The following is a 25,902-nucleotide window of genomic DNA, read 5'->3' on the forward strand; positions in this document are numbered from 1 at the left end:
CACCGGGGTCTGCGCCGGGTTGGTCAAGGTGGCGGTGTAGGTGATCTGGCCGCCTTCGGTCACGGTCGAACCAGCGGTCAGGGTGACCGTGGTGGTGTCGATGGTGTCGGTGATCTGCGTCACGGCCGGGTTAGGGTCGATGGTCAATACCAGGTTGCCGCCGCCGGTGGTACCGGTAACGCCGACGCTTATCTGGCCCGGGTCGATGTACGGGCTGTCATTGGGGGCCAAGGGCACATTGACGGTGCCGGTCAACTGGCCCGACGGGATGGTAATCACCGCGCCATTGGTCAAGGTGACGGTCAGGTCACTGGTAGATGGCCGGGTCACGGTAGCGGTGTAGGTCAGCACGCCGCCCGCTTCGGTGATGGTCGGCGTCGCGCTCAGGGTCAGGGTCGAAGGCTGCAGCACTTGGTTACCCGAGTCTGCCGAGCCTGGTGCTCCGCTCAGGGCGTTGAGTGCCGAAGTGCCTTGGCCGATGGGTGCGGTGGGGAAGCCGATGGTCGGGTCTACACGGCCGGCGGTCGCGTCCAGCACCACGAAGCTGTGGCCGCCCCCGGCAGCACCATTACCGGCAGCGTTTGCGCCGGCGGCAGTGGCTTCCAGCTCGGTGGTCGGGTCGGCGCCGGCGGCGATGGCTTGTTGCAGCTCGGCCACCGAGGGCGCGGCTTGCTCGCTGGCCGCTGCCAGGTCGGCGGTGGAGTCCGGCATATCGGCGCTCCACTGGGTGTCCCGGCCCAGGTCCAGGATGCGACCGTCGGCCAGTTCCAGGCTCACGGCGCCCGACAGACCGGTGTCGATCTGGTCGCCGGCAAACAGACGATCACCTTCTACAAGGACGCGACGGGCACCTTCCGGAGAAATTACGAAAACTTGACCAACAATGCTTTTGACGGTGGCAACAACACTGCTCATTAAAATTTTCTCCGGCGATCCGTTTCGACAAATCCATTTCGCAGCGCGCTATTAGCGCTGCCAATCTGGGGGCGTAGTCTATAAATGCATTGACGTCAAATATTTGGCTGGATTTTTTAGCTATCTAGTTTGTGCCAAACTATTGACCTTATGGGCGTCATCCTAAACAATCGCCCTAGTAATGTCACATTGATATTTATGCGGCGAACCGTCCTACATGTGTGAAGCAGTTCCGCTTTTCGAACTTTCCGACGTACGGTCATTACGGTAGCCATTATCCGACGCAGCGGTGCCAATCGCTGTGATTTAAGACAAGAAGTCTTGGGGAAATTTTAAATGCGTCTGCACCTGTTCAAGGCAATACCGTTCGCTCTCGCCGCCAGTTTCGTACAAGCCCAGACACTGCCCCAAGCCATGCAACAGGCATTGGATGTACACCCGGAAATCCAAGCGGGTGTTAACAGCCGCATCGCCGCCGATTACCAATTGCGCGCCGCACAAGGTGGCTACCTGCCGCGTGTCGATCTGAACGCCGGATACGGCCGCCAAGGAACCGACAACGCCACCACCCGCGCCAACAACCCTGGCGGCAATCACTGGGACACGCTCAATCGCGGCGAATCCAGCCTGCGCCTGCAGCAAATGATTTTTGACGGTTTTGCTACCTCCAGCGAAGTCGGGCGTCAACAAGCCAACGTTAATTCCCGCGCTTACTCCTTGCTGGGGACTTCCGAGCGCACTGCGCTGACCGTTGCCCAGGTTTACCTGGAAGTATTGACCCGCCGTGAGTTCGTACGCCTGGCCGAAGACAACCTGCGCAACCACGAGCGCATCTACGACCAGATCAAGTTGCGCACCGAGCGCGGCGTCGGCAACGGTGCCGACCAGGACCAGGCTGAAGCCCGCCTGGCCCAGGCTCGTAACAACTTGATCACCGAGCAGACCAACCTGGCCGATGCGCAGGTCAACTACCTCAGCGCCGTCGGCCAGATGCCCGACGAACTCGAGCGTCCGGCCCCGTTCATGGCCATGCTGCCGGCAGACCTGAATGAAGCCCGTCGCCAGATGCTCGACAACAGCCCGGTACTGCGTTCGGCCGAGTCGGATATCTCTGCCGCCGAGAAGCAGTACGACGCCGCCAAATCCACCTTCTACCCACGCTTTGACGCTGAGCTGGGCACCAACGCCGACAACAACGTCTCCGGTGACCCCAACCACAGCAATGGCTGGGAAGCCATGGTGCGCATGCGCTTCAACCTGTTCGCCGGTGGCAGCAACAAGGCCGACCTGCAATCGAAGTCCTACCAGGCCAACCAGGCGCTGGACATTCGCAACAATGCCTTGCGCCAACTCAATGAAGAGCTAGGCTTGGCTTGGAACGCCCTGAACAACGCCAACGCGCAATTGCCGGTTGCCCAGCAGTACGTGGATCACAGCACTCGCGTACGTACGTCCTACCAGCAACAGTTCAGCCTTGGTCAACGTACCCTGTTGGATTTGCTCGACAGCGAAAATGAATTGTTCACCGCTTCCCGCCGCCTGGAAGAAATCAAGAACATTCAGTTATTTACTCAGTACCGAATCAAGGCGACCATGGGCGAATTGCTCAAGAGCCAGGGAGTGGTTGCACCAATGGCCTCCGTCGTGCAGAACGACGTGAAACCTAAAGTCCAACTGCCTGGGATGAATTGAGCCACCCCAATAGCCCCATCTGTTAGTCGAGAGTGCCCGCGTGGAACCTGAAGTCAGTCGAGTTCATCTCAGTCATGATCCACGCGCACTGCACGACGACCCGTTACTCGACGGGTTGTTGGCGCTCTGCGCCCTGCATCAAAAACCGGCCAGTGCGGCCATGCTCACCACCGGCCTGCCGCTGCCTTCGCAACGCTTGAGTGCCGACTTGCTATCGCGTGCCGCTGCGCGGGCCGGGTTGCAAGGCCGGCTGCTGCAACGCAAGCTGGAACAGATCCCGACTATTGCACTGCCGGCGCTGCTGTTGCTCAAGGACGGTCGCAGTACCGTGCTGGTGGGCTGGGAGGGCGAAGATCAAGCGCGGATCCTGCTCAGCGAAAGCGACGGCGGTGAAGTGCTGATCAAGCGCGAAGCACTGGCCGACGACTACATCGGCAAAGTCTTCTTTGCACAGCCGCAGCACAAGTTCGACGTCAACCACGGCAGCCTGATTCCGCGGGCACGCTCGTGGTTCCGTGACACCCTCATGCGTTCACGCTGGCTCTACACCGACGCCATCGCCGCCAGCTTCCTGATCAACATCATCGCCATGGCCGCGCCGCTGTTCGTGATGAACGTGTACGACCGCGTCGTGCCGAACCAGGCCACCGCCACCCTGTGGGTGCTGGCCGTGGGTATCTGTGGTGCCTACCTGTTCGACCTGATCCTCAAGAGCCTGCGCAGCCTGTGCCTGGACCTGGCCGGTAAAAAAACCGACCTGATCATCTCGGCCACGCTGTTCGAGCGCATCGTCGGCATGTCCATGAAATACCGCCCGGCGCGGGTCGGCAGCTTCGCGCAGAACATCCACGAGTTTCAAAGCCTGCGCGACTTCCTCGCGTCGCTGACCCTCACCAGCCTGATCGACCTGCCGTTTACGCTGCTGATCTTCCTGGTCATCGCCATTCTCGGCGGGCACCTGGTGTGGATTCCAGTGTTGGCGTTCCCGCTCGCCCTGGGCATCGGCTACGCCTTGCAGAAGCCTCTGGTCGCGACCATGGAACGCACGATGGCGCTGGCCGCCGAGCGCCAGTCGAGCCTGATCGAAACCCTCGCCGGGCTCGATGCGGTCAAGGTCAACAATGCCGAAAGCGAGCGCCAGTATGGCTGGGAGCAGACCATCGGCACCCTTAGCCGGCTTGAGCTGCGGGTGAAGTTGCTGTCGGGCCTGTCGATGAACATGACCCTGCTGATCCAGCAACTGGCCGGCGTGATCATGATCGTGTTCGGCGTGTACCAGATCATCGACGGCAACCTCAGCATGGGCGGCCTGATTGCCTGCTACATGCTCAGTGGCCGCGCCTTGAGCCCGTTGGCCTCGCTGTCGGGCCTGCTGACGCGCTACCAGCAAGCCAAGGTCACCATGACCTCGGTGGACCAGATGATGGAGCTGCCCCAGGAGCGCAACTTCGAAGAGCGCCCCATGAGCCGTCGCACCCTGCAAGGCGCCATCGAGTGCCGGGGCCTGAACTTCACTTACCCGAACCAGCAGAACCTGGCGCTGAAGAACATCAACCTGGTGATCAAGCCAGGGGAGAAAATCGGCATCATCGGCCGCAGCGGCTCGGGCAAAAGCTCCCTGGCCAAGTTGATCGTCGGCCTTTACCAACCCGACTCCGGCTCCTTGCTGGTGGACGGCGTGGACGTGCGCCAGATCGACGTGAGCGAGCTGCGCCACAACATCGGCTATGTCGCCCAAGATATTCAATTGCTGGCCGGCACCCTGCGTGACAACCTGGTCAGCGGTGCGCGCTACGTCGAGGATGAAATGGTTTTGCAAGCTGCCGAACTGGCCGGCGTGCACGAATTTGCCCGTCTGCATCCCCAAGGCTACGAACTGCAAGTCGGCGAGCGTGGGCAGAACCTGTCCGGCGGCCAGCGCCAGAACGTTGCCCTGGCCCGTGCGCTGCTGCTCAACCCGCCCATGCTGCTGCTGGACGAACCCACCAGCGCCATGGACAACACCGGTGAAGAACGCTTGAAGCAACGCCTGCAAGCCGTGGTGCAAAACAAGACCGTAGTGCTGGTCACGCACCGAGCCTCACTGCTCTCCCTGGTCGACCGCCTGCTGGTGGTCGACCGTGGGCAGATTCTCGCGGACGGCCCGAAAGCCGTGGTCATGGAAGCGTTGAAGAAGGGGCAGATCAGTGTTGCTTAACTCCATCAAGAGTGCGGTCGGCCGCTACTTCAAAGGCTCCGATTCGCTGCAGGGCCAGCCGCTGCCCGAGGTCAACAAGGCGCTGATCGAAGATGCGCCACGGGTCATCCGCCTGACCATCTGGGCGATCATCGCGTTCTTTGTATTCCTGGTGGTGTGGGCCGGTTTCTCCCAGATAGACGAAGTGACCCGTGGCGACGGCAAGGCGATTCCGTCGTCCAAGTTGCAGAAAATCCAGAACCTGGAAGGCGGTATCGTCGCCGAGTTGTACGTCAAGGAAGGCCAGATCGTAGAGGCCGGCGCGCCGTTGATTCGTCTCGACGACACGCGGTTTGTCTCCAACGCCGGGGAAACCGAAGCCCTGCGCCTGGCCATGCAACTGCGCGTCGAGCGTTTGAGCGCGCAGGTGGATGACCGTCCGCTGAACATCCCTGACGAGGTGTTAAAGGCCGCGCCGAGCCAGGCCGCCAACGAGCGCTCCTTGTATGAAAGCCGCCGTCAACAGTTGAAGGATGAAGTGGGCGGTTTGCAGGAACAACTGGTACAGCGCCAACAGGAACTGCGCGAGTTCACTTCCAAGCAGGGCCAATACCGCAGCCAGTTGTCCCTGCAACGCCAGGAAATCAACATGTCCGAGCCGTTGGTGGCCCAGGGCGCGGTGTCGCCGGTAGAAGTGCTGCGCCTCAAGCGCGCCGAAATGGAAACCCGCGGACAGTTGGACGCTACCACTCTGGCGATCCCGCGTGCTGAATCGGCGATCAAGGAAGTGCAACGCAAGATCGATGAAACCCGCGGCAAATTCCGCAGCGAAGCCCTGACCCAGCTCAACGAAGCCCGTACTGAACTGAACAAGGCCGAGTCCACCGGCCGCGCGCTGGAAGACCGGGTCAGCCGCACCCTGGTCACCTCGCCCGTGCGCGGGATCGTCAAGCAGTTGCTGGTCAACACCGTTGGCGGTGTGATCCAGCCGGGCAGCGACATGGTCGAAATCGTGCCGCTGGACGACACCCTGCTGGTGGAAGCCAAGATCCGCCCGCAAGACATCGCCTTCCTGCACCCAGGGCAGGAAGCGGTGGTCAAGTTCACCGCTTACGACTACACGGTCTACGGTGGCCTGAAGGCCAAGCTCGAACGCATCGGCGCCGACACCATCACTGATGAAGACAAGAAGACCACCTACTACATGATCACTCTGCGCACCGACCGCAGCCACTTGGGCACCGATGAGAAGCCGCTGCTGATCATCCCCGGCATGGTTGCTTCGGTGGATATCATCACCGGCAAGAAAAGCATCCTCAGCTATCTGCTAAAACCGATCATCAAGGCGCGGGCCGAGGCGTTGCACGAGCGTTGATTTTTATCGCTGGTACTGACGCCTTCGCGAGCAAGCCCGCTCCCACCTTGGAATGCATTCCAAATGTGGGAGCGGGCTTGCTCGCGAAAGGGCCATCAGCGTCACCGCGTATAAAATGCCTACCTCAAAACGCCATATCAATATGCTCTAACGGTATTTAAAGTCCGGTTGTTATACCTATAAATTCACTCCCCTGTCCGCCGGGAATGAATCAAATGTCTGCCACCACCGCCCTCCAAAGCTTCGACATCCACCCGTTCCCCGGCAGCGTCGGCGCCGAGATCATCGGCCTGGACTTATCCCGTCCAGTCAACGAGCAGGACTTCGCCCGCATCCATCGCGCACACTTGGACCATCACGTCATCGTGTTCCGCGACCAACGCATCACCCCCGAACAACAGATCGCCTTCAGCCGCCGTTTCGGCGTGTTGCAGATCCATGTGCTCAAACAGTTCCTGTTGGCCAACCACCCCGAGATCCTGATCGTCTCCAATATCATCGAGAATGGCCAATCCATCGGCCTGGGGGATGCGGGCAAGTTCTGGCATTCGGACCTGTCATACAAAGAACTGCCCAGCCTGGGTTCGATGCTGCATGCCCAGGAACTGCCATCTGAAGGCGGCGACACCCTGTTCGCCGATATGCACAAAGCCTGGGAGCACTTGCCAGGCCACCTGCGCAACGCCGTCGAAGGCCGCAGCGCCGCGCATTCCTACACGGCGCGTTACAGCGAAACCAAATTCGAAGGCAACTGGCGCCCAACCCTCACCCCGGAACAGCTCGCCCAGGTTGCCGAAGTGGTGCATCCGGTGGTGCGCACCCACCCGGAAAACGGCCGCAAGGCGCTGTTCGTCAGCGAGGGCTTCACCACCCGTATCGTCGGCCTGCCCGATGATGAAAGCCGTGACCTGCTGGCCCAGCTCTACGCCCATAGCGTGCTGCCGGAAAACATCTACCGCCACCAGTGGCAGCCCCACGACCTGGTGTTCTGGGACAACCGCTCGCTGATCCACCTGGCCGCCGGGTGCCCAAGCCACCTGCGGCGCAAATTGTTCCGCACCACCATTCAGGGTGACGCGCCTTTCTAACCCGATAAAGCCTGCTAGGATTGCGCCCAGTTCACTCCCAACGAACCACGAGTGCTTGGCATGCAACTACCGGACATGAACCTGCTGGTCGCCCTCGACGCGTTGCTCGACGAGGGCAGTGTGGTGGGCGCCGCGCGGCGGATGAACCTCAGCCCGGCCGCCATGAGCCGCACCCTCACGCGTATCCGTGAAGCGGTCGGTGACCCGATCCTGGTGCGTGCCGGCCGTGGCCTGGTGCCGACGCCCAAGGCGCTCGAGCTGCAAGGCCAGGTGCGCAATGTGGTGGAGCAGGCTGCGTTGCTGTTCCGTTCGGCGGACCAAGTCGATTTGAGCACCTTGCGCCGCCGCTTCAGCGTGCGCGCCAATGACTTTTTCATCGGCGTGTATGGCGGGCGACTGTTCGACACCATGGAGCGTGTGGCGCCGTTGTGTGAGCTGCGCTTTGTGCCCGAAGGCGACACTGACGATGAAGCCCTGCGGGAAGGGCGGTTGGACTTGCGGGTGAGCAACACCATGCCTGCCAGCCCGGAAGTGAAGGTGCAGAACCTGTTCTCCACCACCTTTGTCGGCCTGGCACGACAAGATCACCCGCTGTTCGACGAAGAAATCACGGCGGCACGCTTTGCCAGCTATTCCCACATCAGTATCTCCCGGCGTGGCATCGCCCGTGGGCCCATCGATACAGCGTTGAATGCTCAAGGCCTGGAGCGCCGTGTGGCCATGATCGCCCCAGGCTTTCACGGTGCGATGTTCATGCTGCCCGATTCCGACCTGCTGCTGCCGGTCCCCAAGGAAGCCCTCCTGAGCGCCAAGCGTCTGAACCTGCCACTGCGCGCATTTGCCTTGCCGATTCCACTGCAAACCCTGGTCCTGGCCCAATCCTGGCACCCACGCTTCGACAAAGACCCGGCCCATAAGTGGCTGCGCGAAACCATGCGCGAGAGCTGTCATGCCACCTGGCTAGAAGCCCAGCCGGTATAGAGCGAACGCGATCAATGTGGGAGCTGGCTTGCCTGCGATAGCGGCGCGTCAGACAACACATTTTCATCTGTCAGGCCGCAATCGCAGGCAAGCCAGCTCCCACAGGGTTCAGTGTTGATGTTCAAAGTTGCGTCTGACGCACTTATAACCTGCTAACAAGTAACTTTTTGTCATGAGAGTGCCTGATTAAACTGCTCGGGTATTTCTTATTCCGAGTTACCTGTTCATGACGTCCCTCGCTGCCCCCGTCCTCCAGGCCGCAGCCAAACCTACGGCTCTGAGCCCACCCGTATTCGGCCCGCGCATCATCATCGGCTTGCTCGGCGTATTGCTGGCGGTACTGGTCTCCGGTCTCAACGAAATGGTCACCAAGGTCGCCCTCGCCGATATCCGTGGTGCGCTATACATCGGCTTTGATGAAGGCACCTGGCTGGTCGCCGCCTACACCGCCACTTCCGTGGCAGCCATGGCGTTTGCGCCGTGGTGTTCGGTGACGTTTTCCCTGCGCCGTTTCACGCTGTGCGCCATCGGCTTGTTCACCGTGCTGGGCATTCTCTGCCCGTTCGCACCCAACTACGAAAGCCTGCTGCTGCTGCGTACCGTGCAAGGTCTGGCCGGTGGCGCGCTGCCGCCGATGCTGATGACCGTGGCACTGCGTTTCCTGCCGGCCAACGTCAAGCTGTATGGCCTGGCCGGGTACGCACTGACCGCCACCTTCGGCCCCAGCCTGGGCACGCCGCTGGCGGCGTTGTGGACCGAATACGTCGGCTGGCAGTGGGCGTTCTGGCAGATCGTCGCGCCGTGCCTGCTGGCCATGGCGGCCGTGGCCTACGGTTTGCCACAAGACCCACTGCGCCTGGAGCGCTTCAAGCAGTTCAACTGGCGTGGTTTGCTGTTGGGCTTCCCGGCGATTTGCATGCTGGTGATCGGCCTGTTGCAAGGCAATCGCCTGGACTGGTTCGAGTCGGGCCTGATTACCTTCCTGCTGTGTGGCGGCACAGTGTTGCTGGCGCTGTTCATGCTCAACGAATGGTCACAGCCACTGCCCTTCTTCAACTTGCAGATGCTCGGCCTGCGCAACCTGGCGTTTGCCTTGATCGTGCTGGCCGGCGTGCTGATGGTGCTGACCTCGGTGATCATCATCCCGTCCAGTTTCCTCGCTCAGGTTCAGGGCTACCGGCCGCTGCAGACCGCACCGGTGATGCTGCTGATGGCGTTGCCGCAGTTGATCGCGCTGCCGCTGGTGGCGGCGCTGTGCAACCTGCGCTGGGTCGATTGCCGCTGGGTGCTGGGCATTGGCCTGAGTATGTTGGTGCTGTGCTGCCTCGGCAGTTCCCACCTGACCTCGGCGTGGATTCGTGACGACTTTTATGGCTGGTACCTGCTGCAGATTTTCGGTCAGCCCATGGCCGTGCTGCCGCTGCTGATGCTGTCCACCGGCAGTATCCAACCCATCGAAGGGCCGTTTGCCTCGGCCTGGTTCAACACCGTCAAGGGCCTGGCCGCTGTGATCGCCACTGCGGTGCTGGATACATTGACCACCCAGCGCGGGCATTTCCATTCAACCATGTTAGTAGACCGCCTGGGCAATTCGCCCCTTGCCGACGCTGACGCGCCGGGCCTCGCCCACCGCTTGCACGAGCAGACCGTGGTGCTGACCTCTTCGGATCTTTACGTCGTCATGGCCGGTGTCGCGGTGGCGTTGATCCTGCTGATTTTCTGGATGCCCACGCGGATCTTTCCGCCTCGCGCTCCGGCCTGACCACAAGGACTTTCCATGAAACGCAAAGATAAAATTGCCGTCTCCGTTATCGCCGTATTTGCCGTCGGTGTGCTGGTTTACCTGGTTGCGCCGGGCGTACTGGGCAGCAAGCACCAGACCACCAACGACGCCTTCGTCGCGGCGGATTTCACCCTGGTCGCTCCCCGCGTTGCCGGCTTCATCAAGGAAGTGCTGGTGGAAGACAACCAGCGCGTCAAAGCCGGGCAACTGCTGGCGTTGATCGACGACCGCGATTTTCGCGCCGCCGCCCAGGCCGCCGATGCCGACACCCTGGTCGCCCAGGCCCAGCTGAAAAACGCCAGCGCGACCCTGGAGCGCCAAAGCTCGGTGATCGCCCAGGCCCAGGCCACCGTGGCAGCAGATCGCGCCGAAGTGGCCTTTGCCGAACACGAACTGAACCGCTACAACCACCTTGCCGGCGTCGGTGCGGGCACCGTGCAGAACGCCCAGCAAGCCAAGACGCGCATCGACCAGGCTACTGCGCGCCTGGCTAAATCCACCGCCGTGCTGGCCGCCGAACGCAAGCAGGTGGAAATCCTCACCGCCCAGCGTGACGCCGCCGAAGGTGGACTCAAACGCGCCCAGGCCGCGCTGGAAATGGCCAGTTATCAGCTGTCTTACACGCGCATTGTCGCACCGGTGGATGGCATGGTCGGTGAGCGTGCGGTGCGGGTCGGTGCCTATGTGACACCGGGCAGCAAGATCCTCGCGGTCGTGCCGCTTTCTGAAGCCTATGTGGTGGCCAATTTCCAGGAGACCCAACTGTCGCATATGCACGCGGGGCAAGCGGTGCAAGTCAGCGTCGACAGCCTTGACGGCGAACTGCTCAAAGGCCATCTGGAAAGCCTTGCGCCAGCCACGGGAGTGACCTTCGCCTCGGTCAAACCCGACAACGCCACCGGCAACTTCACCAAGGTGGTGCAGCGTATTCCGGTGAAGATCGTGCTTGAGCCGAACCAGCCATTGACTGAGCGCCTGCGCGTGGGCATGTCGGTAGAAGCCAGCGTCGATACCCGGCCCGTCGAGCAGCAGCGTGAGGTGGCCCAGCAATGAAACACGTTGCCTGGCTCACCTTGAGCCTGATCACCCTGAGTGCCTGCACGGTCGGTCCCGACTTCCAGCGGCCCGAGAGCCCGCAGATCAATCAATGGAGCGAACCTCAGGGCCGACAAGCTGCCAGCCGTGCCGTCAGCGATCCCTTGCAGGAGCGCTGGTGGGACGTGTTCCACGACGCGCAGCTCTCAGCCCTGACACGCCGCGCCCTCAGCGATAACCTCGACCTGAAGTTGGCCAGCAGCCGCCTGCAACAGAGCCGCGCGGTACGTCAGGTAACCACCGCCGAGCGCTACCCGAATGTCGATGCGGGCGGCGGCTACCAGCGCAAACGTAACAGTGGCAAAGGCTTGAACGACCCCTCCGGCGAGAATGGCCGCGCAGCCTTCAACCAATGGGACATGGGCTTTTCGGCCGCCTGGGAGCTGGACTTCTGGGGCCGGGTCAAGCGTGAAACCGAGGCCGCCGACGCCACGCTGGAAGTCGCCGAAAATGACCGTCGCGCCGTGTTGTTGTCGGTGCTGGCCGAGACTGCCCAGGACTATATCCAACTGCGCGGCGTCCAGAACACCCGTGCCGTCACCGAGCAAAACCTCGATGTTGCGCGCCACAGCCTCAAGCTCTCGCAACTGCGCCTGGCCGACGGCGTCGCGACCGACCTGGACGTGGCCGAAGCCGCCGCTCAAGTCGCGGCTATCGAGGCGCGCCTGCCGGATTTACAACAGCGCCAGGACCAATTGATCAACGCCCTTAGCCTGCTGATGGGCGAGCCGCCCCAGGCCCTGCACGCGCAGCTGTCCAAGGATGCACCTGTGCCGCAAACCCAGCGCCAGGTCGCGATCGGCTTACCATCAGAGCTGGCTGAACGGCGCCCAGACATCCGTCAGGCAGAGGCTCGCTTGCACGCCGCCACTGCCAGCATCGGCGTGGCCAAGGGCGACTTTTACCCACGTATCACCCTGTCCGGCAGCCTCGGCTCCCAAGCCATGCAGCTCTCGGATTTCGGTTCCTGGGGTTCCCGCGCCTTTGCCTTCGGCCCACAGTTGAGCCTACCGCTGTTCAACGGCGGGCGCCTGCAAGGCATGGTGGATTTACGCGAAGCCCAGCAACAGGAAGCGGCCCTGGCCTACCAGCAAACCGTGCTGCGTGCCTGGCATGAAATCGACGACCAACTGACCCGCTACAACGCCAGCCAACTGCGCCGCGACAGCCTGGCTGAAGCAGTGCGCCAGAACCAGATCGCCCTCACCACTGCGCAACATCAGTACGTCGAAGGCGTGGCGGATTTCGTCAACGTGCTCACGGTGCAGAGTGCGTTGTTGGCGACTCAGGAGCAGTGGGTAGAGAGCTCCACCGGCGTGTCATTGGCGATGGTCGGGCTGTACAAAGCGTTGGGAGGAGGGTGGGAGTCGGTGTATCCGTTGCAAGTCGCTCAGTAATGAGGGGGCGCTTTGTTGCGGCCCGAGATCCTTGATCCTAAGTGAGGTCGGCTGCAAACCGGGTACACACATTGGAAAGCATGCGCATATCGGCACCGCTACAACCTGCCGCCTCAAAAAAGCCGGAGGCTTCTCGCACCACAGCATAAATATCAGTGACGATGGATCTTGCTTCATCCATTCCCAACCCAAAGCGCTCGGGGGTACTGAGCAAATTGCTGATCGACGATACCCTGCCCTCATTCCCGATGATAAGTGCCTGCAAGCCTAGCTGAGTCGGGTGGGGCAACACGTCAAATACTGGCGCAAGGGAATAGCCCGAGGCGCTGGTCAATAGCAGTCCGGTTTGTTTCAGGTGGTCGTCGCTATTGCCGATGAGCACATTGAAGGCCATGCGCTTGTAAAGCGCCCGCCTATCAAACGTTGCATCGTCGCTGACCTTCTTCAAAACGTCTGCGATCCTGTAATAGGAAACGGCACTTTCAACCGCGTCGACGCGGGTCAATCGCAAATGCGTCGGGCCGCGCGAGCCAACTGTTGGCGTAGCGAAAAACGAATCCATTCCCATGCATCGCCACTTCGCCAACAGGGACCGGGTCACCGACTAAGTGAGCTGAAAAAACAAAGGCATTACCAATCGGCTTCCAGGACATCGTGTTCTCCTTCAGTGCGAATGCGCTCAGGCTCACGGGCGAGGCTCATGGTAATCCCAACCTGGTCAAGTTCTGGTGACGCAATGCTCGCCATACCTTCTTCCAAGTCCATCGCGCTAAGCACATTCATCAGCACGCCGAGGGATACGCCGGCCTCGCCCTGCCTCAGCCGCTGATACGTCTGCCGCGTAATGCCCGCGCGGCTGCATATGGTGGAAATTTTCAACCGGCGACGAATGCGGGCTATTTCGATACCGTTCCCGATACCTCTCATCAGCTCAGCGCTTCTCTCAGAGATGTACCCTTTGTGCGGGTAGGGCTTCGCTGTTTCTTGCATGATATATCACCCTTTAAAGCAATAAAGGTAACTTATATCATCCAAGCCTCTAAGGCCACCTGCAAAAAACCGGCTCGAGGCCGGCTTTTTGCAGGGTTGGAAGAATCAAAGGTTTTGCAAAAACACCACATACCCCCGAAACCACTCATCGGCCCCCAGATACCCCGGCTCTTGCCACTCCCCGCCCTGAATCAAGCCAATCTTGAACGGCACGCCCAGCCGATTCATCCGCGGCAAATACGCGGCATAGTCAGGGATGCTGTGACGCCCTTGATACGTCTGCACCACCACTTCATCCACCACGCCCTTGAGTTGGGCGATAGCGGCCGAGTCGGCGTTGCTGCTCCAGTCCATCAGGCCGGTGATGCTCAACCGCAGGTCGGCAGGCAGGCGCTGGCGCAGGTCGCGCAGAAAATCGGCGTATTCGTGCAGATATTGGGTGCGGGCGTCGAAGTCGATCTGGATGCCGATCACCGGGTTGCCGGCGTCACGCCAGCGTTGCACCTGGCCCAGCACCTGGGTGTAGACCCGTTCCGGCCAGCGCAAGGTGTGGGCGCGGTACACCACCCAGACGTTGCCTTGAGTAATACGCGGCACGCTCATGCCCTGGGCGATCAATTGCACGCCGCGCTGGGGCGCGCGACGAGTGGAGTTGATCTGGCCTTGCAGGATGTACAGGGTTTTTGCCTGCTTGATCACCGGCTGAGGCTCGACGCCACTCCACAGCCAGAAGGCGTCATAGTCGCGGGCGTCCACGGCACCAAAAGCCGGGCTTGCCAGCAACAGCAAGCCCAGCCACAGCGGCTTCACCAGTAGTACTGCAGCGATTTGCCCCACTGGGTATCGGCAAAACCGCTCTTGAGTTGGCGGAACCAGGCTTTGCGCACCGCCGGCGCAACGTCTTCGCCGCCGCAGCTGTTGTAACCGGCCGGCGCGTAGCAGTTGATGGCGCGGAACAGCGCATAAGCCTTGTCGGTTTTCGGCGCCTTGGCGTTGGCGATCACCTGTTTGTAGCCGTCCAGGCGCGAGAAGGTTTCACCCTTGAAGTCCGAGGCGGTACTGCCCAGGCTGCCGGCGGCGCGGGGTTGTTCCAACGGCATGCCGTCCAGGCCGTTGCGCAGGATGAACTCACCGAAGCAGTTCAACGCATGCGGGTTTTTGGCCTCGTTCTGCAAGGTCGCCGCGATTTGCGCGATGCTTGGGCAGGCGTAGCCGGATTCGGCCTTGTCGCCGTTCCATTGGAACAGCTTCAAGGTCTGGCCGCTGGTATAGGTGTAGCCCAGGCTGGTGCCGAGTTTGTCGTCAGAGAGCGAGGCCTGCTTGAGGTCATCGGCGAAGGTGGCGTACTGGCCGCGCAGCAGGTCTTTGTAGAGGAGCACGAATTGCGCGCTCTGACGCTCGGTCGGGTCGCTTGCGTTGGCGATCTGCTGGCGCAGCAGGTCGGGGCCTGCGACGTTACGCAGCAGGATGTAGCGCACTTGCTTGGCGCTGATCGGTGAGTCGGCGGCGAACACCTTGGCCAATTGGCCGCTGCGCTCGTAGTTCATGGCCAATGCCAGCTCGAGCTGGTCACGTTGCAGCGGTTGCTTGGCCAGCGGCAGCAGTTGCAGCCACAGGGCTTCGGCGGCCTTCCAGTCCTGCTTGGCTTCCAGAGCCAGGGCGCGCAGGGTCTGTTGGCTGAAGGCGAAGTAATCCAGGCTCGACGGCACATCCGCCGGCAGGTGCTTCAAGGCCGCGTCGGGTTGGTGTTCGACGTACAGGGCATAGCTGGCTTGCAGGAAGTCAAAAAGCGCCGGCTCACTGGCGAAGGTGCTCTTTTGCTTATCCAGGTCTTCACGGCTCAACAGCGGCGGGGTGTGGGCGCGCATCGCCATCAGGTCGCTGACCACTTGCAGCATCGGGCTGTTCGCCGCTTTATTGCCGACCATCAGCAACTTGAGGTCGGCCTCTTCCACCAGTTCGTCCACGCTCACATTGCGCTGGGCCTCAGTGGCCTCGGTGAACTGCCAAGTGAAGTCTTCGGCAAGCCTGGCGTCGTCGTTCGCCAGCCAGTGCACACGGCGCAACAGGCCACGGGCCGATGCAACGTAATCGCCCTGTGGATAATGTTTCAGGTAACTGAGAAAACCTTCTTCGGCATCGCTCAAGGCCGACTTATCCACATGCTCGCGTTGCGGCATGCCGTATTCGTCGAAGGCTTCGGCCTGGGCCTGATTCAGTGAAGTACGCGCAGTCATGTACAGCGCCGTTTCCTTCAGCCACGGCACATCGCTGGTGGCGGCGGCGGCGAACCCGCGCTCGGCGTAATCGAAGCGCCCGCTGTAGAAGTCGCCGGCGGCCTGCAAATAGGTGCGAAACAACTGGGCGTTGGCCGAGGGCGTCAACTGCGCGTCCACCACCTGGCGGCTCCAGTCACAGGTGGTCAGCAGCTGCAGGCGTGCTTTTACCAACACATCGCGCTCGGCGGGCGGCATCTGGGCCTTGATCACCTGGCTGATAAACGCCGTGGCGCTGTCATCGTCATTGCTGCGGCAACGGCTGCCTTCGCCATTCAGGAAGGCCTGGCCTGCGGTCTTGTACTCCTCGCGCTTGATGCCCAGGGGCTGGAGCAGCGTGTCGAGTTCGGCTGTGCGTGAATCGTCAGCCTTGTTGTCAGGCTCCTCATTCGTGGCCGGAACCGGCACCAGGCGGTACACCGGAAACGGCACCGGGCCAAAGCCTTGCGCCAAATCGTCTTCGCCCAAGGCATTCGGAGCCAGGGGCGCAGCTTTTTTGTCGGCCAGCAACAGGCGCAGGTTCACCCGGCTGTCGTTGCCAGGGCTGAGAAACGGCTGGTTGCTGCACGGCTCGTAGCTGTCACGCGATACCCGCCAATCGGGGTAACACGAGTCGTCAGAGCTGGCCTGGGCCGGTAGGGAAAAACCGGCCAACAGGGCCAGGGCCAGAGGTGACAGCAAACCGATGCGCATAACGTTTCCTTGATCCTGAGTCCTTGGAGAAGGGGCAATAATAGCCTGATCCGACGAGTGCTTCGGTGAAGGCCTACACAAATTGCTGATTTGTCCGATTCCAGCGGCGAGGCCAGGGCTTTTGGCCTAGAGTGGCGGTGTTTGCGCATAGGCAAGCAGGGTCATGCCGGGAGAATTTGAGGTGCGTCGGTCTGTGGTAGAGCAAAACGAAAAAGTTGAAGCATTGCCGACCTTCCATCGCTTGACCTGGGAAGGTGCCGGCTGGCTCAGCCGTCTGTGGTGGGTGCCGATCCTGGCACTGGCCATGGCCCTGCGGTTTTACCACCTCACCTCGGCGGCGATCTGGGGCGACGAAGGCTCAAGCCTGTTACTGAGCGAATACGCCCTGGCCGACCTGTGGTTTCACGCGGCCCATGATGTGCACCCACCGCTGTATTTCTTGCTGCTGCGCGGTTGGATCGAAGTATTCGGCGACAGCATCGGCTCAATTCGCAGCCTGAGTGCAATCCCCGGCGTGGCCGTCGTGGGCCTGGGCATCTGGCTGACACGGCAACTGTCCACCCGACGCGCAGCCGTGCTGGCGGGGATCCTGTTGGCGATGCTGCCGACCGCAGTGCGCTACAGCCAGGAAGTGCGCATGTATTCGCTGCTGGGCGTGTGGCTACTGGGCGCCACGCTGGCCCTGGTGTACTGGGTGAAGCAGCCCGAGCGCGTGCGTTATTTGGCTGTGTATGTGCTGTTAATGAGCGCCGGGTTCTATACCCACTACTTCACCGCGCTGTGCGTGCTGGTGCATTGGGCGTACCTGGGATTGCAGGCGCCAGCTCAACGCCTGATCACGCGACCTGCCTGGTGGGTCGCCAACGTAGCGATAGTGTTGTTGTATCTGCCCTGGCTACCCAACCTGCTGGATTTGGTGCAGCACGTCGAACAACTCAAAGTCGGCGGCGACATTGGTTGGGAAGATCCGGTCAATCTACTGTCGCTGCCGTCGATCATCTGGCAGTTCCTGTTGCAGGATGACGGTCTCGGCCTGTGGCCGCCGCTGTTCTGGCTGTTCCCCCTGCTGCTCGCCGGGGTGGTTGTATCGACGGCCTGGCGCAACCACGCGGCGCGCCTGCCGGCACTGTTTTGCCTGCTGCCGCTGCTGCTGGTCTATGGCGTGTCCTTTATCTCGCCCGTGTTTATCGAGCGCTACCTCACGGTGTATGCGTTAGGCCTGCCGATAGTCCTGGCGCTTGCCATCGACCGTTTGCCGCCCCGTTTGTCCTGGCTGGGCGTGGCGTTGTTCGCACTGTTTGTTGGCGTAGAACTGTTGGGGCTAAAGAACAACTTCGAAGTGGATGAGCACGACCAGTTCAACGTGCCGGTGGAGTTCGTCAATCGCGACTACCAGGAAGGCGACCGCATCGTCCTCAGTGACATGATGTGGTACCTCAGCTACGTGTATTACGACCAGACCGACGCGCAACTGCAGCTCTTCACACCGCCCAAACCCGACGGCACCGCGACGCGCCCGAACGCCTATGGTTTCGGCACACTGGTGGACCAGGACGGTGGCCGCATCTATCTGGACCGCCTCTCAGCACTGCCTGCTCAAACGCGGCGGGTATGGTTGATCAGCAGCAACGAAGCCCCAGATGAATTCGCGCCACTGCCCAACGGCTGGCGCGAACTCAGTCGCCAGGACGGCGGTGGCGCCAGGGCGCGGTTGTTCGTGCTATGCAACGCACCGGCGCCGCAACCTGAAGGCTGCCGCTAGACTCACTTGAACCTACTTATGAGGAGCCTTTCATGGAATCGCCACTGCACAGCTTGCCGGCTTTGTTCAAACAGCTTGGCCTGCCGGACGACCCGGTCAGTATTGAGCAATTTGTCGCCTCTCATTCGCCGCTCAAGCCGGAGTTGAAACTGGCGGATGCGTTTTTTTGGAGCGACGCCCAGAAGACATTTTTGCGTGAAGAGATTCTGGAGGATGCGGATTGGGCGGTGGTGGTGGATGAGTTGAATTTGATGTTGCGGGGTGGGCGAGGGGTGTAAAAAAATATCCCAAGAAATGCGAGTATGTAAAAAAAAATGGTAAGCGGTAAAAAAAACTGGGCTTTAATCGCTTAAGTGAATTTTTTCTGGAAAAGCTCGCCCTGCCAACAGTCGGATACGCTCATCTGTGTGGGGCGCTCGATCTAAAGGTTATCGCACCCTCCCTCCCGAAATGATGGACCGCGCCATCCAGTGGGCTTACCTGCACGAAACCCGCGATTCATTTGCCATCGAAAAAGAACAACCCAGCGAAGAAAAATCCCGTCGCTTCGTTCAACTCCTGCGCCAGGCCCACGAAGGCCGTTTGCTCACCGAAGACTACTTGGTCGAGCTGCAAAACAGCACTGTCTCCAACCCCTTCGACAAAGCCGTCGCGTTTCGCCACGAACAGAACCATCTGCACAACGGGCTGCGCGGCGCAGCCGGTGTGAGCTACGTACCGCCAACCCCCGCGCTTTGCCAGGAATTGATGGAAGAGCTGATGGCCTTCGCCAACCAGCCCGTACGAGACGTCGATCCTTTGGTTGCGGCCGCGGTCACCGCTTTCGGTTTCGTCTTCCTGCACCCGTTCATGGACGGTAATGGGCGCCTGTCTCGCTTCCTGATTCACCAGACGCTTTGCCACTACGGCGCACTGGAAAATGGTTTGCTGCTACCGGTTTCTGTCGCCATGAAGCATGAAGAGCAAGCCTACCTGCAAGCGCTGAAAACCTTTTCCCAGCCAACCCGTGAGTTCTGGAACGTCACCTGGCTGGATGCGGACCACATGGCGTTCGACTTCATCGGCCACCCCTCGATCTATCGCTACTGGGATGCGACCCGCTGCGTCGAATTCACCCTGCAAATGGCCCGCCGAGCCCTGGAAGTGGAACTGCGCGAAGAAACCGAACTCCTCGACCGTTATGACCAAGTGATCAAAGCAGTGAACCAACGCTACGACGTGCGTGGCAGTGATTTGTCGAAGCTGGTGATGATGTGCCTGGATAACGGTGGGAAGCTTTCCAAGCATCGGCGTAAGCAGTTTCAATACAGCGTGGCGGATGAGGTGTTTGGGTTTATTGAGGAGGAGAGCTTGAGGTTGATGGGCGAGTAAGAGGTGATCCAGACACTTCGTGAAAAGATGGGAAACGTCCTATTTCTCTAGGTGAAACGGACTATAGATGCAGCAGACGTTTTTTCTTATCAAAGGGATATCGCCTATTGATGAGTGGGTGCGACTAATTCCGCGCGGAAGACTAGGTCGTCTGGGTGGGCAGGCTGAGCAGCAAGCATGAAGCCGACGCTGACCTAATGTGGGAGCGGGCTTGCCCGCGAAGGCGGCGTGTCAGTCACTGAATATTCAACTGAACCACCGCTTTCGCAGGCAAGCCAGCTCCCACATTTTGTTTGTCGCATGGCGAACGCGCATCCCACCACTCATCTGCGAAATTGTTTCAAAACTTGACGGCAAATCCTTCTTCCACCATATTGATAGTTAGCAAACTAACTGTATGCGAACTATCCAGTGCCTCAATCCCTCGAACAACTCCAGATGAGCCTCAGCAGCAGCATGGTGGTGGGCGCCCGTAATTGGCGCAAAATCTGCCAGACCACGCTGGTGAGCTATGGCATCTCCGAAGCCTGCGCCGTGCCGTTGTTGATGATCGGCCGCTTGGGCGACGGGGTACACCAGGTCAAAGTAGCCCAGGCTTCCGGTATGGAAAGCCCATCACTGGTGCGCCTGCTCGACCGGCTGTGCGGTGACGGCTACGTCTGCCGCACCGAAGACATCCACGACCGTCGCGCCAAGGCCCTGAGCCTTACCGAGCGTGGCCGTGAGTTGGTGCAGGCGGTGGAAGCGCAACTGGTGCGCCTGCGCAAAGACGTGTTGGCAGATATCGCCCCTGACGATCTGCAAGCCGCACTGCGCGTACTGCGCGCCTTCGAAGCGGCTGAGGCTGTGTCGTCTTGAACGGATTTTTTACCGGCTTCCCGCCTGCCCGCGATTGGTTCTACGGGGTGCGTACCTTCGCCGCGTCGATGATCGCGCTGTACATCGCCATGCTCATGCAAATGCCGCGTCCGTACTGGGCGATGGCCACGGTGTATATCGTCTCCAGCCCGTTTGTCGGCCCAACCAGTTCCAAAGCCCTGTACCGCGCCATCGGCACCTTGATGGGCGCGGCGGCGGCGGTGCTGTTTGTGCCGATGTTCGTGCAGTCACCCTACATTCTGGTGGTGGTAATTGCGCTGTGGACGGGCACCTTGCTGTTCTTGTCCATGCACCTGCGCACCGCGAATAACTATGCCCTGATGCTGGCCGGCTACACCTTGCCGCTGATTGCCCTGCCGGTGGTGGATAACCCTTTGGCGGTCTGGGATGTGGCGGAGGCGCGTACCGAAGAAATCTTCCTCGGCATTGCGGTCGCGGCGGTGGTGGGCGCGATGTTCTGGCCCCGGCGCCTGATGCCGGTGTTCGATGGCTCGGTGGCCAAGTGGTTCAGCGACGCCCAGGTCTACAGCCAGCGCTTTCTCAGCCGCAAGGTCGACCCCGAAGAGGTCAGCAACCTGCGCGGCGGCATGGTCGCCACTTTCAATACCCTCGAATTGATGATCGGCCAACTGCCCCACGAAGGCGCGCGCCCGCAGACGGTGCGCAACACCAAGGAACTGCGCGGGCACATGATTCACCTGCTGCCAGTGATCGACGCATTGGATGATGCGGTGTACGCCATTGAGCACCGGGCGCCGGAGTTTCTCGATCAGCTCACGCCGTTGCTGGAAGAAGCCAGCGCCTGGCTGCAAAGCACCACCGAAGCCGCGCCACTGGAAAGCTGGCGCGTGCTGCGCGACAAGATCGACGCCGCTCAACCCCAAGGCGAAGCGCTGGATGACCGTCACACCTTGCTGTTCTCCAACGCCCTGTACCGCCTGGGCGAATGGGTCGACCTGTGGCAAGACTGTCGCAGCCTGCAAGCCGCCATCCAGTGTGAAAGCCAGGACACCTGGCGCGCTGTTTACCGTCACTGGCGCCTGGGCCGGCTCACGCCATTCCTCGACCGTGGGCTGATGTTCTACTCGGCGTTTTCCACCGTCACCGCAATCATTGTCGCTTCGGTATTGTGGATTCTGCTGGGCTGGACCGACGGCGGCAGCGCCGTGATCCTTGCCGCCGTCGCCTGCAGCTTTTTCGCCTCGATGGACGATCCGGCGCCGCAGATCTACCGGTTCTTTTTCTGGACCGCCATGTCGGTGCTGTTCGCCAGCCTGTACCTGTTTCTGGTGCTGCCCAACCTGCACGATTTCCCCATGCTGGTGCTGGCCTTCGCTGTGCCGTTTATCTGTATCGGCACCCTCACCGTGCAGCCACGCTTCTACCTGGGCATGTTGCTGACGCTGGTGAACACCTCGTCGTTCATCAGCATCCAGGGCGCCTATGACGCGGACTTTCTCAACTTCGCCAACGTCAACCTGGCCGGGCCCGTTGGCCTGCTGTTCGCGTTCGTTTGGACCTTGATCGCCCGACCCTTCGGCGCTGAATTGGCGGCCAAGCGCCTCACCCGTTTCAGCTGGCGCGACATCGTCAGCCTCACCGAGCCCGCCACCCTGGCCGAGCACCGGCACATGGCCGTACAAATGCTCGACCGCCTGATGCAACACCTGCCGCGCCTGGCGCTCACCGGCCAGGACACTGGCATCGCCCTGCGCGACTTGCGCGTGGCTTTGAACCTGCTCGATCTGCTGGCCTACTCGCCGCGCATCCTCGGTGTGCCACGGGTGTTGCTCAACCAGGTGGTGGAAGGCGTGGGCGGTTACTTCAAGGCCTGCCTGAAGGCGGGTGAACGCTTGCCCGCGCCCAGCGGTCTGCTGATGACCCTGGACCGCACGCGTCGCGCCCTCAACGGCCAGGGCCTGCAAGACGAAGACGACACCCGCCTGCACCTGCTGCACGCCTTGGCCGGCCTGCGCCTGGCGCTGTTGCCCGGTGTGGAGTTCATTGGCGGTACAGAGATGCAAGCGCCGTTACCTGATGGAGCGCCTTTATGATCGGTGACCTGGATATCAGCGGGGTATTCTTGCCCACGCTGCTGGTGCTGATGGGCATTACTTATGTGTTGTTTCTGGTGGTGCACGGGCTGTTGACGCGCATGCACTTCTATCGCCTGGTCTGGCACCGGGCATTGTTCAATGTGGGGCTCTACGCGCTGTTGCTGGGCGCGGTGGACTCACTCAGTCGATATTTGATGACATGAAAAAACCTTTTTTGACTATCGGCCGTGTCGTCCTGACGTTGTTGATCGTGAGTTTCGCGGTCGTCGTTGTGTGGCGCATGGTCATGTACTACATGTTTGCGCCCTGGACCCGTGACGGCCACATCCGTGCCGACATCGTGCAGATCGCCCCGGACGTGTCCGGGCTGATCCAGCGCGTGGACGTGCGCGACAACCAGTTGGTGACCAAGGGCCAGGTGCTCTTCGCCGTCGACCAGGACCGCTTCAAGCTGGCCCTGCGCCAAGCCCAGGCCGCCGTGGCCGACCGCCAGGAAACCCTGGCCCAGGCCCAGCGCGAGTACAAGCGTAACCGGGGCCTTGGCAACCTGGTGCCCAGCGAGCAACTGGAAGAGAGCCAGTCCCGCGTCGCCCGCGCCCAATCGGCCCTGGCCGAAGCCCAAGTGACAGTCGACTCCGCCCAACTCAACCTCGACCGCTCGGTGATTCGCAGCCCCGTGGACGGCTACGTCAACGACCGCGCACCGCGTACCCAGGAGTTCGTCACCGCCGGGCGCCCGGTGCTATCGGTGGTGGACAGCAATTCCTTCCACATCGACGGCTATTTCGAAGAGACCAAGCTCGACGGCATTCACGTAGGCATGGGTGTGGATATCCGTGTGATCGGCGACAACGCGCGCCTGCATGGCCACGTGCAGAGTATCGTCGCCGGTATCGAAGACCGCGACCGCAGCAGCGGCTCCAATCTGTTGCCCAACGTTAACCCGGCGTTCAGTTGGGTGCGCCTGGCCCAGCGGATCCCCGTGCGCATTGCCTTCGATGACGTGCCGGCGGACTTTCGCATGATCGCCGGGCGCACGGCGACGGTGTCGATCATTGACGACAAAGTTAAAGACGGGGGCAAACCATGAAGCGGCTTCTGGCAACCGCTTCCCTGGGGTTGTTGCTGTCGGCCTGCCAAGTAGTAGGCCCGGATTACAAACTGCCGGAGCAGGCTGCGGTCAACCGTGGCGACCTCCAAGGGCCGATCATGGGCGAAGGCAAAAATGTAGTCTCGGCGCCAGTGCCAGCGGATTGGTGGAAGCTGTACAAAGACCCGCGCCTGGACGAACTGGTGCGCCAGGCCATGGCCTCCAACACCGACCTGCGCGTGGCCGCCGCCAATCTGCAGCGCTCGCGTTACCAGGTGCAGCAGGCCGAATCCGCTGGCGGCTGGAGTGCCGGCGTCAAGGCCGAGGCCCAGCGTTTGCAGGAGTCTGGAGAGGCCTTCTTGCTGCCGGACAAAGTCCCGGTGGGCAATATCGGTAGCGTCGGGATTACCACGTCCTATCAATTCGACCTGTTCGGCACCTTGCAGCGTGGCATCGAAAGCGCCCAGGCCAGCGCCGACGCCACCCAGGCTGCGGCGGATATCGCTCGCATCACCCTGGTGGCCGATGTGGTGCGCTCCTATACCCAGGTGTGCGCGGCCAACGAAGAGCTGGCGATTGCCAACGAGTCCCTCGACCTGCAAGCCCAGAGCACCAAACTGACCCAGCGCCTGCGGGATGCCGGGCGCGGCGACGAAACCCAGGTGACTCGCTCGCAAACCCAATACAAATCCCTGCGCGCCGACATACCGCGCTATGAAGCCTCGCGTCAGGCGGCGCTGTTTCGGCTGTCGATGTTGCTGGCCAAACCGGTCGACCAACTGCCAGCCGGCACGGGCACCTGCGCTGAGCTGCCGCATATCGCTCAACTGCTGCCGGTAGGCGATGGCGCCACGCTGCTCAAGCGCCGCCCTGATGTGCGCCAGGCCGAACGCCAGCTGGCCGCCGCCACCGCACGCATCGGTGTCGCGACCGGCGCGTTGTACCCGGATATCAGCATCGGCGCCACGGTCGGCACCGTCGGCTTGCTGGAAAACCTTGGCACGCCTGCCACTAATCGCTGGGGCTTTGGCCCAATGATCAGCTGGACTGTACCGACCAACGGCGCCCGCGCCCGCGTGCATGAAGCCGAAGCCGCGACCCAGGGAGCCCTGGCCCACTTCGACGGCGTGGTGCTCAACGCCATCCGCGAAACCCAGACCGGCCTGGCCCAATACACCGCCGTGTTGCAACGCCGCGACGCCCTGGCCGACGCCGAACAGTCGGCCCGAGAAGCGGCGGGCCAGACCCACCGCTTCTTCCAGGCCGGCCGCGAATCCTTCCTGGCCGACCTGCAAGCCACGCGCACCTACACCGATATGCGTGCGCAATTGGCGGCGGCCAACACCCAGGTTGCCATGAGCCAGATCGACCTGTTCCTGGCCCTGGGCGGCGGTTGGGAAAGCGGACGAACGCAAGGGCAAAAACCCGGCAAACCGTGAGGTGATTGCTATGCTTTCTTGGGTGAGGCCCGCTGGCGCCTCACCCGACAAAGCTCGCGTTTGCTCATGGGGATTCCAAGAATGAAAAACCCTTATGCTCCCGCTTTCTGGTGCGTGCTCTTCGCACTGGTTTTGTTATCGGCCGCGTATTTTTACGGCGTCATGCTCGCCCATCAACTCGACAAGGCGATGGTGTTCCTCGACAGCGCCTGCCTGGTGATCGGCACTTTGTCCATCGGCGTGGTGGCCTGGGCGTCGTATCAAAACCAGCGGGTGAAGAAAAAACTCCTCGAGCAGGGCAAGACCCGCGTGGCGATCTGGGACACCAAGGTCGCCCTGCGCCGCGTCGAAACCGTGTTCGACCGCTATTTCTGGGGCAGTTACTGGCAGCCGGGGCGCACGTTCCAGGAAGTCATGGGCGACCTCACCGGCACGCCGCTGGAAAAAAGCCTCGAAGTCCTGAAAAAACAATGCGTGCTGCTTGACCGACAGGTTGCCGACGGTAGGCATTGGCTGGATAACGCGCGGGAATTGTCCGACGTGGCCACGCAAATGGCCCGCGAGCGCTACCAGCTGGATTTTTGCGACCCCAAGGCCGACACCCCCGGCAATGCCGTGATACACCGCGAGTTCGAGGTGTTGGTGTACACCTGGACCGCGCGCTTGAAGAGTTTTGATCACCAACTGGATGAAGTAGAACAAGAGTACTCCTGAACTCCTGCTGAACTGATCCCTCTGAAAGGCTGGGCCGTTTACGCCCGCCAGTGCTAATCTTCCCCCGTTTTCGGCGGGCTTGAGCCAATCCCCTCAGGGGTTCAAGGAAGACAGCCCACTTCTCACAGG

At 61.3% G+C, this 25,902-nt stretch carries 21 protein-coding genes and 1 pseudogene; 17 read left to right on the top strand and 5 right to left on the bottom strand.

Going from position 1 to position 25,902, the window contains the following annotated elements; all coding sequences use genetic code 11:
- On the bottom strand, positions 1–915 hold a 915-nt coding region (locus BT199_RS25790), incomplete at its 3' end, for a retention module-containing protein (protein WP_072435740.1).
- A gap of 336 nt (positions 916–1,251) precedes the next feature.
- Here BT199_RS25790 and BT199_RS25795 point away from each other — a divergent pair.
- The 8 genes from BT199_RS25795 to BT199_RS25830 all read left to right on the top strand — a co-directional run bounded on the left by BT199_RS25795 (position 1,252) and on the right by BT199_RS25830 (position 12,502).
- A complete protein-coding gene (locus BT199_RS25795; RefSeq protein ID WP_014716368.1) occupies positions 1,252–2,607 on the top strand; it encodes a TolC family outer membrane protein in 1,356 nt (451 codons plus the stop codon).
- A 40-nt stretch (positions 2,608–2,647) separates the two neighbouring features.
- Positions 2,648–4,804, top strand: a complete 2,157-nt coding sequence (locus BT199_RS25800; protein ID WP_060767840.1) for a type I secretion system permease/ATPase — start codon at positions 2,648–2,650, stop codon at positions 4,802–4,804.
- Positions 4,794–6,158 carry an HlyD family type I secretion periplasmic adaptor subunit gene (locus BT199_RS25805; RefSeq protein WP_014716369.1) on the top strand — a complete coding sequence of 455 codons (1,365 nt, stop codon included), beginning with the start codon at positions 4,794–4,796 and terminating at the stop codon, positions 6,156–6,158. Before BT199_RS25800 ends, BT199_RS25805 begins: the two co-directional genes overlap by 11 nt.
- A gap of 215 nt (positions 6,159–6,373) precedes the next feature.
- Positions 6,374–7,246, top strand: coding sequence for a TauD/TfdA dioxygenase family protein (locus BT199_RS25810; protein WP_014716370.1), 873 nt, complete (start codon positions 6,374–6,376; stop codon positions 7,244–7,246).
- Positions 7,247–7,306: 60 nt separating this feature from the next.
- A complete protein-coding gene (locus BT199_RS25815) occupies positions 7,307–8,227 on the top strand; it encodes a LysR family transcriptional regulator (RefSeq protein WP_003187445.1) in 921 nt (306 codons plus the stop codon).
- Positions 8,228–8,453: 226 nt separating this feature from the next.
- Entirely contained in the window at positions 8,454–9,989 is a 1,536-nt protein-coding gene (locus BT199_RS25820; protein WP_014716372.1) for an MFS transporter, read from the top strand.
- A 15-nt stretch (positions 9,990–10,004) separates the two neighbouring features.
- Entirely contained in the window at positions 10,005–11,063 is a 1,059-nt protein-coding gene (locus BT199_RS25825; protein WP_014716373.1) for an HlyD family secretion protein, read from the top strand.
- On the top strand, positions 11,060–12,502 hold the full coding sequence (locus BT199_RS25830; RefSeq protein ID WP_072435741.1) for an efflux transporter outer membrane subunit: 1,443 nt from the start codon (positions 11,060–11,062) through the stop codon (positions 12,500–12,502). Before BT199_RS25825 ends, BT199_RS25830 begins: the two co-directional genes overlap by 4 nt.
- Before the next feature lie 37 nt (positions 12,503–12,539).
- Here BT199_RS25830 and BT199_RS25835 read toward each other — a convergent pair whose 3' ends face one another.
- From BT199_RS25835 to BT199_RS25850, 4 genes are all read right to left on the bottom strand, one after another.
- Positions 12,540–13,064 (bottom strand): HipA domain-containing protein, encoded by a 525-nt coding sequence (locus tag BT199_RS25835; RefSeq protein ID WP_256576044.1) that lies wholly within the window; start codon positions 13,062–13,064, stop codon positions 12,540–12,542.
- Between the two features lie 68 nt (positions 13,065–13,132).
- Positions 13,133–13,492: a helix-turn-helix domain-containing protein gene (locus BT199_RS25840; protein WP_014716379.1), complete on the bottom strand. Its 360-nt coding sequence runs from the start codon at positions 13,490–13,492 to the stop codon at positions 13,133–13,135.
- Between the two features lie 105 nt (positions 13,493–13,597).
- Positions 13,598–14,302, bottom strand: a complete 705-nt coding sequence (locus tag BT199_RS25845) for a DUF3142 domain-containing protein (protein WP_072435752.1) — start codon at positions 14,300–14,302, stop codon at positions 13,598–13,600.
- Positions 14,299–16,461 (bottom strand): PA5441 family protein, encoded by a 2,163-nt coding sequence (locus BT199_RS25850; protein ID WP_072435742.1) that lies wholly within the window; start codon positions 16,459–16,461, stop codon positions 14,299–14,301. The genes BT199_RS25845 and BT199_RS25850 overlap by 4 nt, the downstream gene beginning before the upstream one ends.
- Positions 16,462–16,642: 181 nt before the next feature.
- On the opposite strand from BT199_RS25850, the gene BT199_RS25855 reads away from it, so the two are divergent.
- The 9 genes and pseudogenes from BT199_RS25855 to BT199_RS25895 all read left to right on the top strand — a co-directional run bounded on the left by BT199_RS25855 (position 16,643) and on the right by BT199_RS25895 (position 25,773).
- On the top strand, positions 16,643–18,223 hold the full coding sequence (locus BT199_RS25855; RefSeq protein WP_072435753.1) for a glycosyltransferase family 39 protein: 1,581 nt from the start codon (positions 16,643–16,645) through the stop codon (positions 18,221–18,223).
- 32 nt (positions 18,224–18,255) lie between these two features.
- Complete coding sequence (locus BT199_RS25860; protein WP_014716383.1) at positions 18,256–18,501, top strand: DUF2789 domain-containing protein; 246 nt, start codon at positions 18,256–18,258, stop codon at positions 18,499–18,501.
- 157 nt (positions 18,502–18,658) lie between these two features.
- Positions 18,659–19,594, top strand: a pseudogene (locus BT199_RS25865) (Fic family protein); the annotation flags it as partial.
- Positions 19,595–20,032: 438 nt separating this feature from the next.
- The gene (locus tag BT199_RS25870) at positions 20,033–20,452 is read left to right on the top strand and encodes a MarR family winged helix-turn-helix transcriptional regulator (protein ID WP_003187465.1); all 420 of its coding nucleotides are present in this window, start codon (positions 20,033–20,035) and stop codon (positions 20,450–20,452) included.
- A complete protein-coding gene (locus tag BT199_RS25875) occupies positions 20,449–22,527 on the top strand; it encodes an FUSC family protein (protein ID WP_072435744.1) in 2,079 nt (692 codons plus the stop codon). Before BT199_RS25870 ends, BT199_RS25875 begins: the two co-directional genes overlap by 4 nt.
- Positions 22,524–22,733 (top strand): DUF1656 domain-containing protein, encoded by a 210-nt coding sequence (locus BT199_RS25880; protein ID WP_003187469.1) that lies wholly within the window; start codon positions 22,524–22,526, stop codon positions 22,731–22,733. The genes BT199_RS25875 and BT199_RS25880 overlap by 4 nt, the downstream gene beginning before the upstream one ends.
- Positions 22,730–23,620: an efflux RND transporter periplasmic adaptor subunit gene (locus BT199_RS25885; protein WP_014716386.1), complete on the top strand. Its 891-nt coding sequence runs from the start codon at positions 22,730–22,732 to the stop codon at positions 23,618–23,620. The genes BT199_RS25880 and BT199_RS25885 overlap by 4 nt, the downstream gene beginning before the upstream one ends.
- Positions 23,617–25,059 carry an efflux transporter outer membrane subunit gene (locus tag BT199_RS25890; RefSeq protein ID WP_014716387.1) on the top strand — a complete coding sequence of 481 codons (1,443 nt, stop codon included), beginning with the start codon at positions 23,617–23,619 and terminating at the stop codon, positions 25,057–25,059. Before BT199_RS25885 ends, BT199_RS25890 begins: the two co-directional genes overlap by 4 nt.
- Positions 25,060–25,140: 81 nt before the next feature.
- On the top strand, positions 25,141–25,773 hold the full coding sequence (locus BT199_RS25895; RefSeq protein ID WP_019819550.1) for a hypothetical protein: 633 nt from the start codon (positions 25,141–25,143) through the stop codon (positions 25,771–25,773).
- Positions 25,774–25,902 lie beyond the last annotated feature (129 nt).

This window comes from Pseudomonas sp. NFR02 (assembly GCF_900119375.1).
GTDB classification, from domain to species: Bacteria; Pseudomonadota; Gammaproteobacteria; order Pseudomonadales; family Pseudomonadaceae; genus Aquipseudomonas; species Aquipseudomonas paracarnis.

Bases quoted from the DNA above. Each gene is read 5' to 3' on its own strand.
- BT199_RS25820 (WP_014716372.1), top strand. From the start codon at position 8,454: ATGACGTCCCTCGCTGCCCCCGTCCTCCAGGCCGCAGCCAAACCTACG.
- BT199_RS25895 (WP_019819550.1), top strand. From the start codon at position 25,141: ATGAAAAACCCTTATGCTCCCGCTTTCTGGTGCGTGCTCTTCGCACTG.
- BT199_RS25850 (WP_072435742.1), bottom strand. From the start codon at position 16,461: ATGCGCATCGGTTTGCTGTCACCTCTGGCCCTGGCCCTGTTGGCCGGT.
- BT199_RS25810 (WP_014716370.1), top strand. From the start codon at position 6,374: ATGTCTGCCACCACCGCCCTCCAAAGCTTCGACATCCACCCGTTCCCC.
- BT199_RS25890 (WP_014716387.1), top strand. From the start codon at position 23,617: ATGAAGCGGCTTCTGGCAACCGCTTCCCTGGGGTTGTTGCTGTCGGCC.
- BT199_RS25885 (WP_014716386.1), top strand. From the start codon at position 22,730: ATGAAAAAACCTTTTTTGACTATCGGCCGTGTCGTCCTGACGTTGTTG.
- BT199_RS25795 (WP_014716368.1), top strand. From the start codon at position 1,252: ATGCGTCTGCACCTGTTCAAGGCAATACCGTTCGCTCTCGCCGCCAGT.
- BT199_RS25835 (WP_256576044.1), bottom strand. From the start codon at position 13,064: ATGGATTCGTTTTTCGCTACGCCAACAGTTGGCTCGCGCGGCCCGACG.
- BT199_RS25860 (WP_014716383.1), top strand. From the start codon at position 18,256: ATGGAATCGCCACTGCACAGCTTGCCGGCTTTGTTCAAACAGCTTGGC.
- BT199_RS25815 (WP_003187445.1), top strand. From the start codon at position 7,307: ATGCAACTACCGGACATGAACCTGCTGGTCGCCCTCGACGCGTTGCTC.
- BT199_RS25870 (WP_003187465.1), top strand. From the start codon at position 20,033: ATGAGCCTCAGCAGCAGCATGGTGGTGGGCGCCCGTAATTGGCGCAAA.
- BT199_RS25880 (WP_003187469.1), top strand. From the start codon at position 22,524: ATGATCGGTGACCTGGATATCAGCGGGGTATTCTTGCCCACGCTGCTG.
- BT199_RS25830 (WP_072435741.1), top strand. From the start codon at position 11,060: ATGAAACACGTTGCCTGGCTCACCTTGAGCCTGATCACCCTGAGTGCC.
- BT199_RS25825 (WP_014716373.1), top strand. From the start codon at position 10,005: ATGAAACGCAAAGATAAAATTGCCGTCTCCGTTATCGCCGTATTTGCC.
- BT199_RS25840 (WP_014716379.1), bottom strand. From the start codon at position 13,492: ATGCAAGAAACAGCGAAGCCCTACCCGCACAAAGGGTACATCTCTGAG.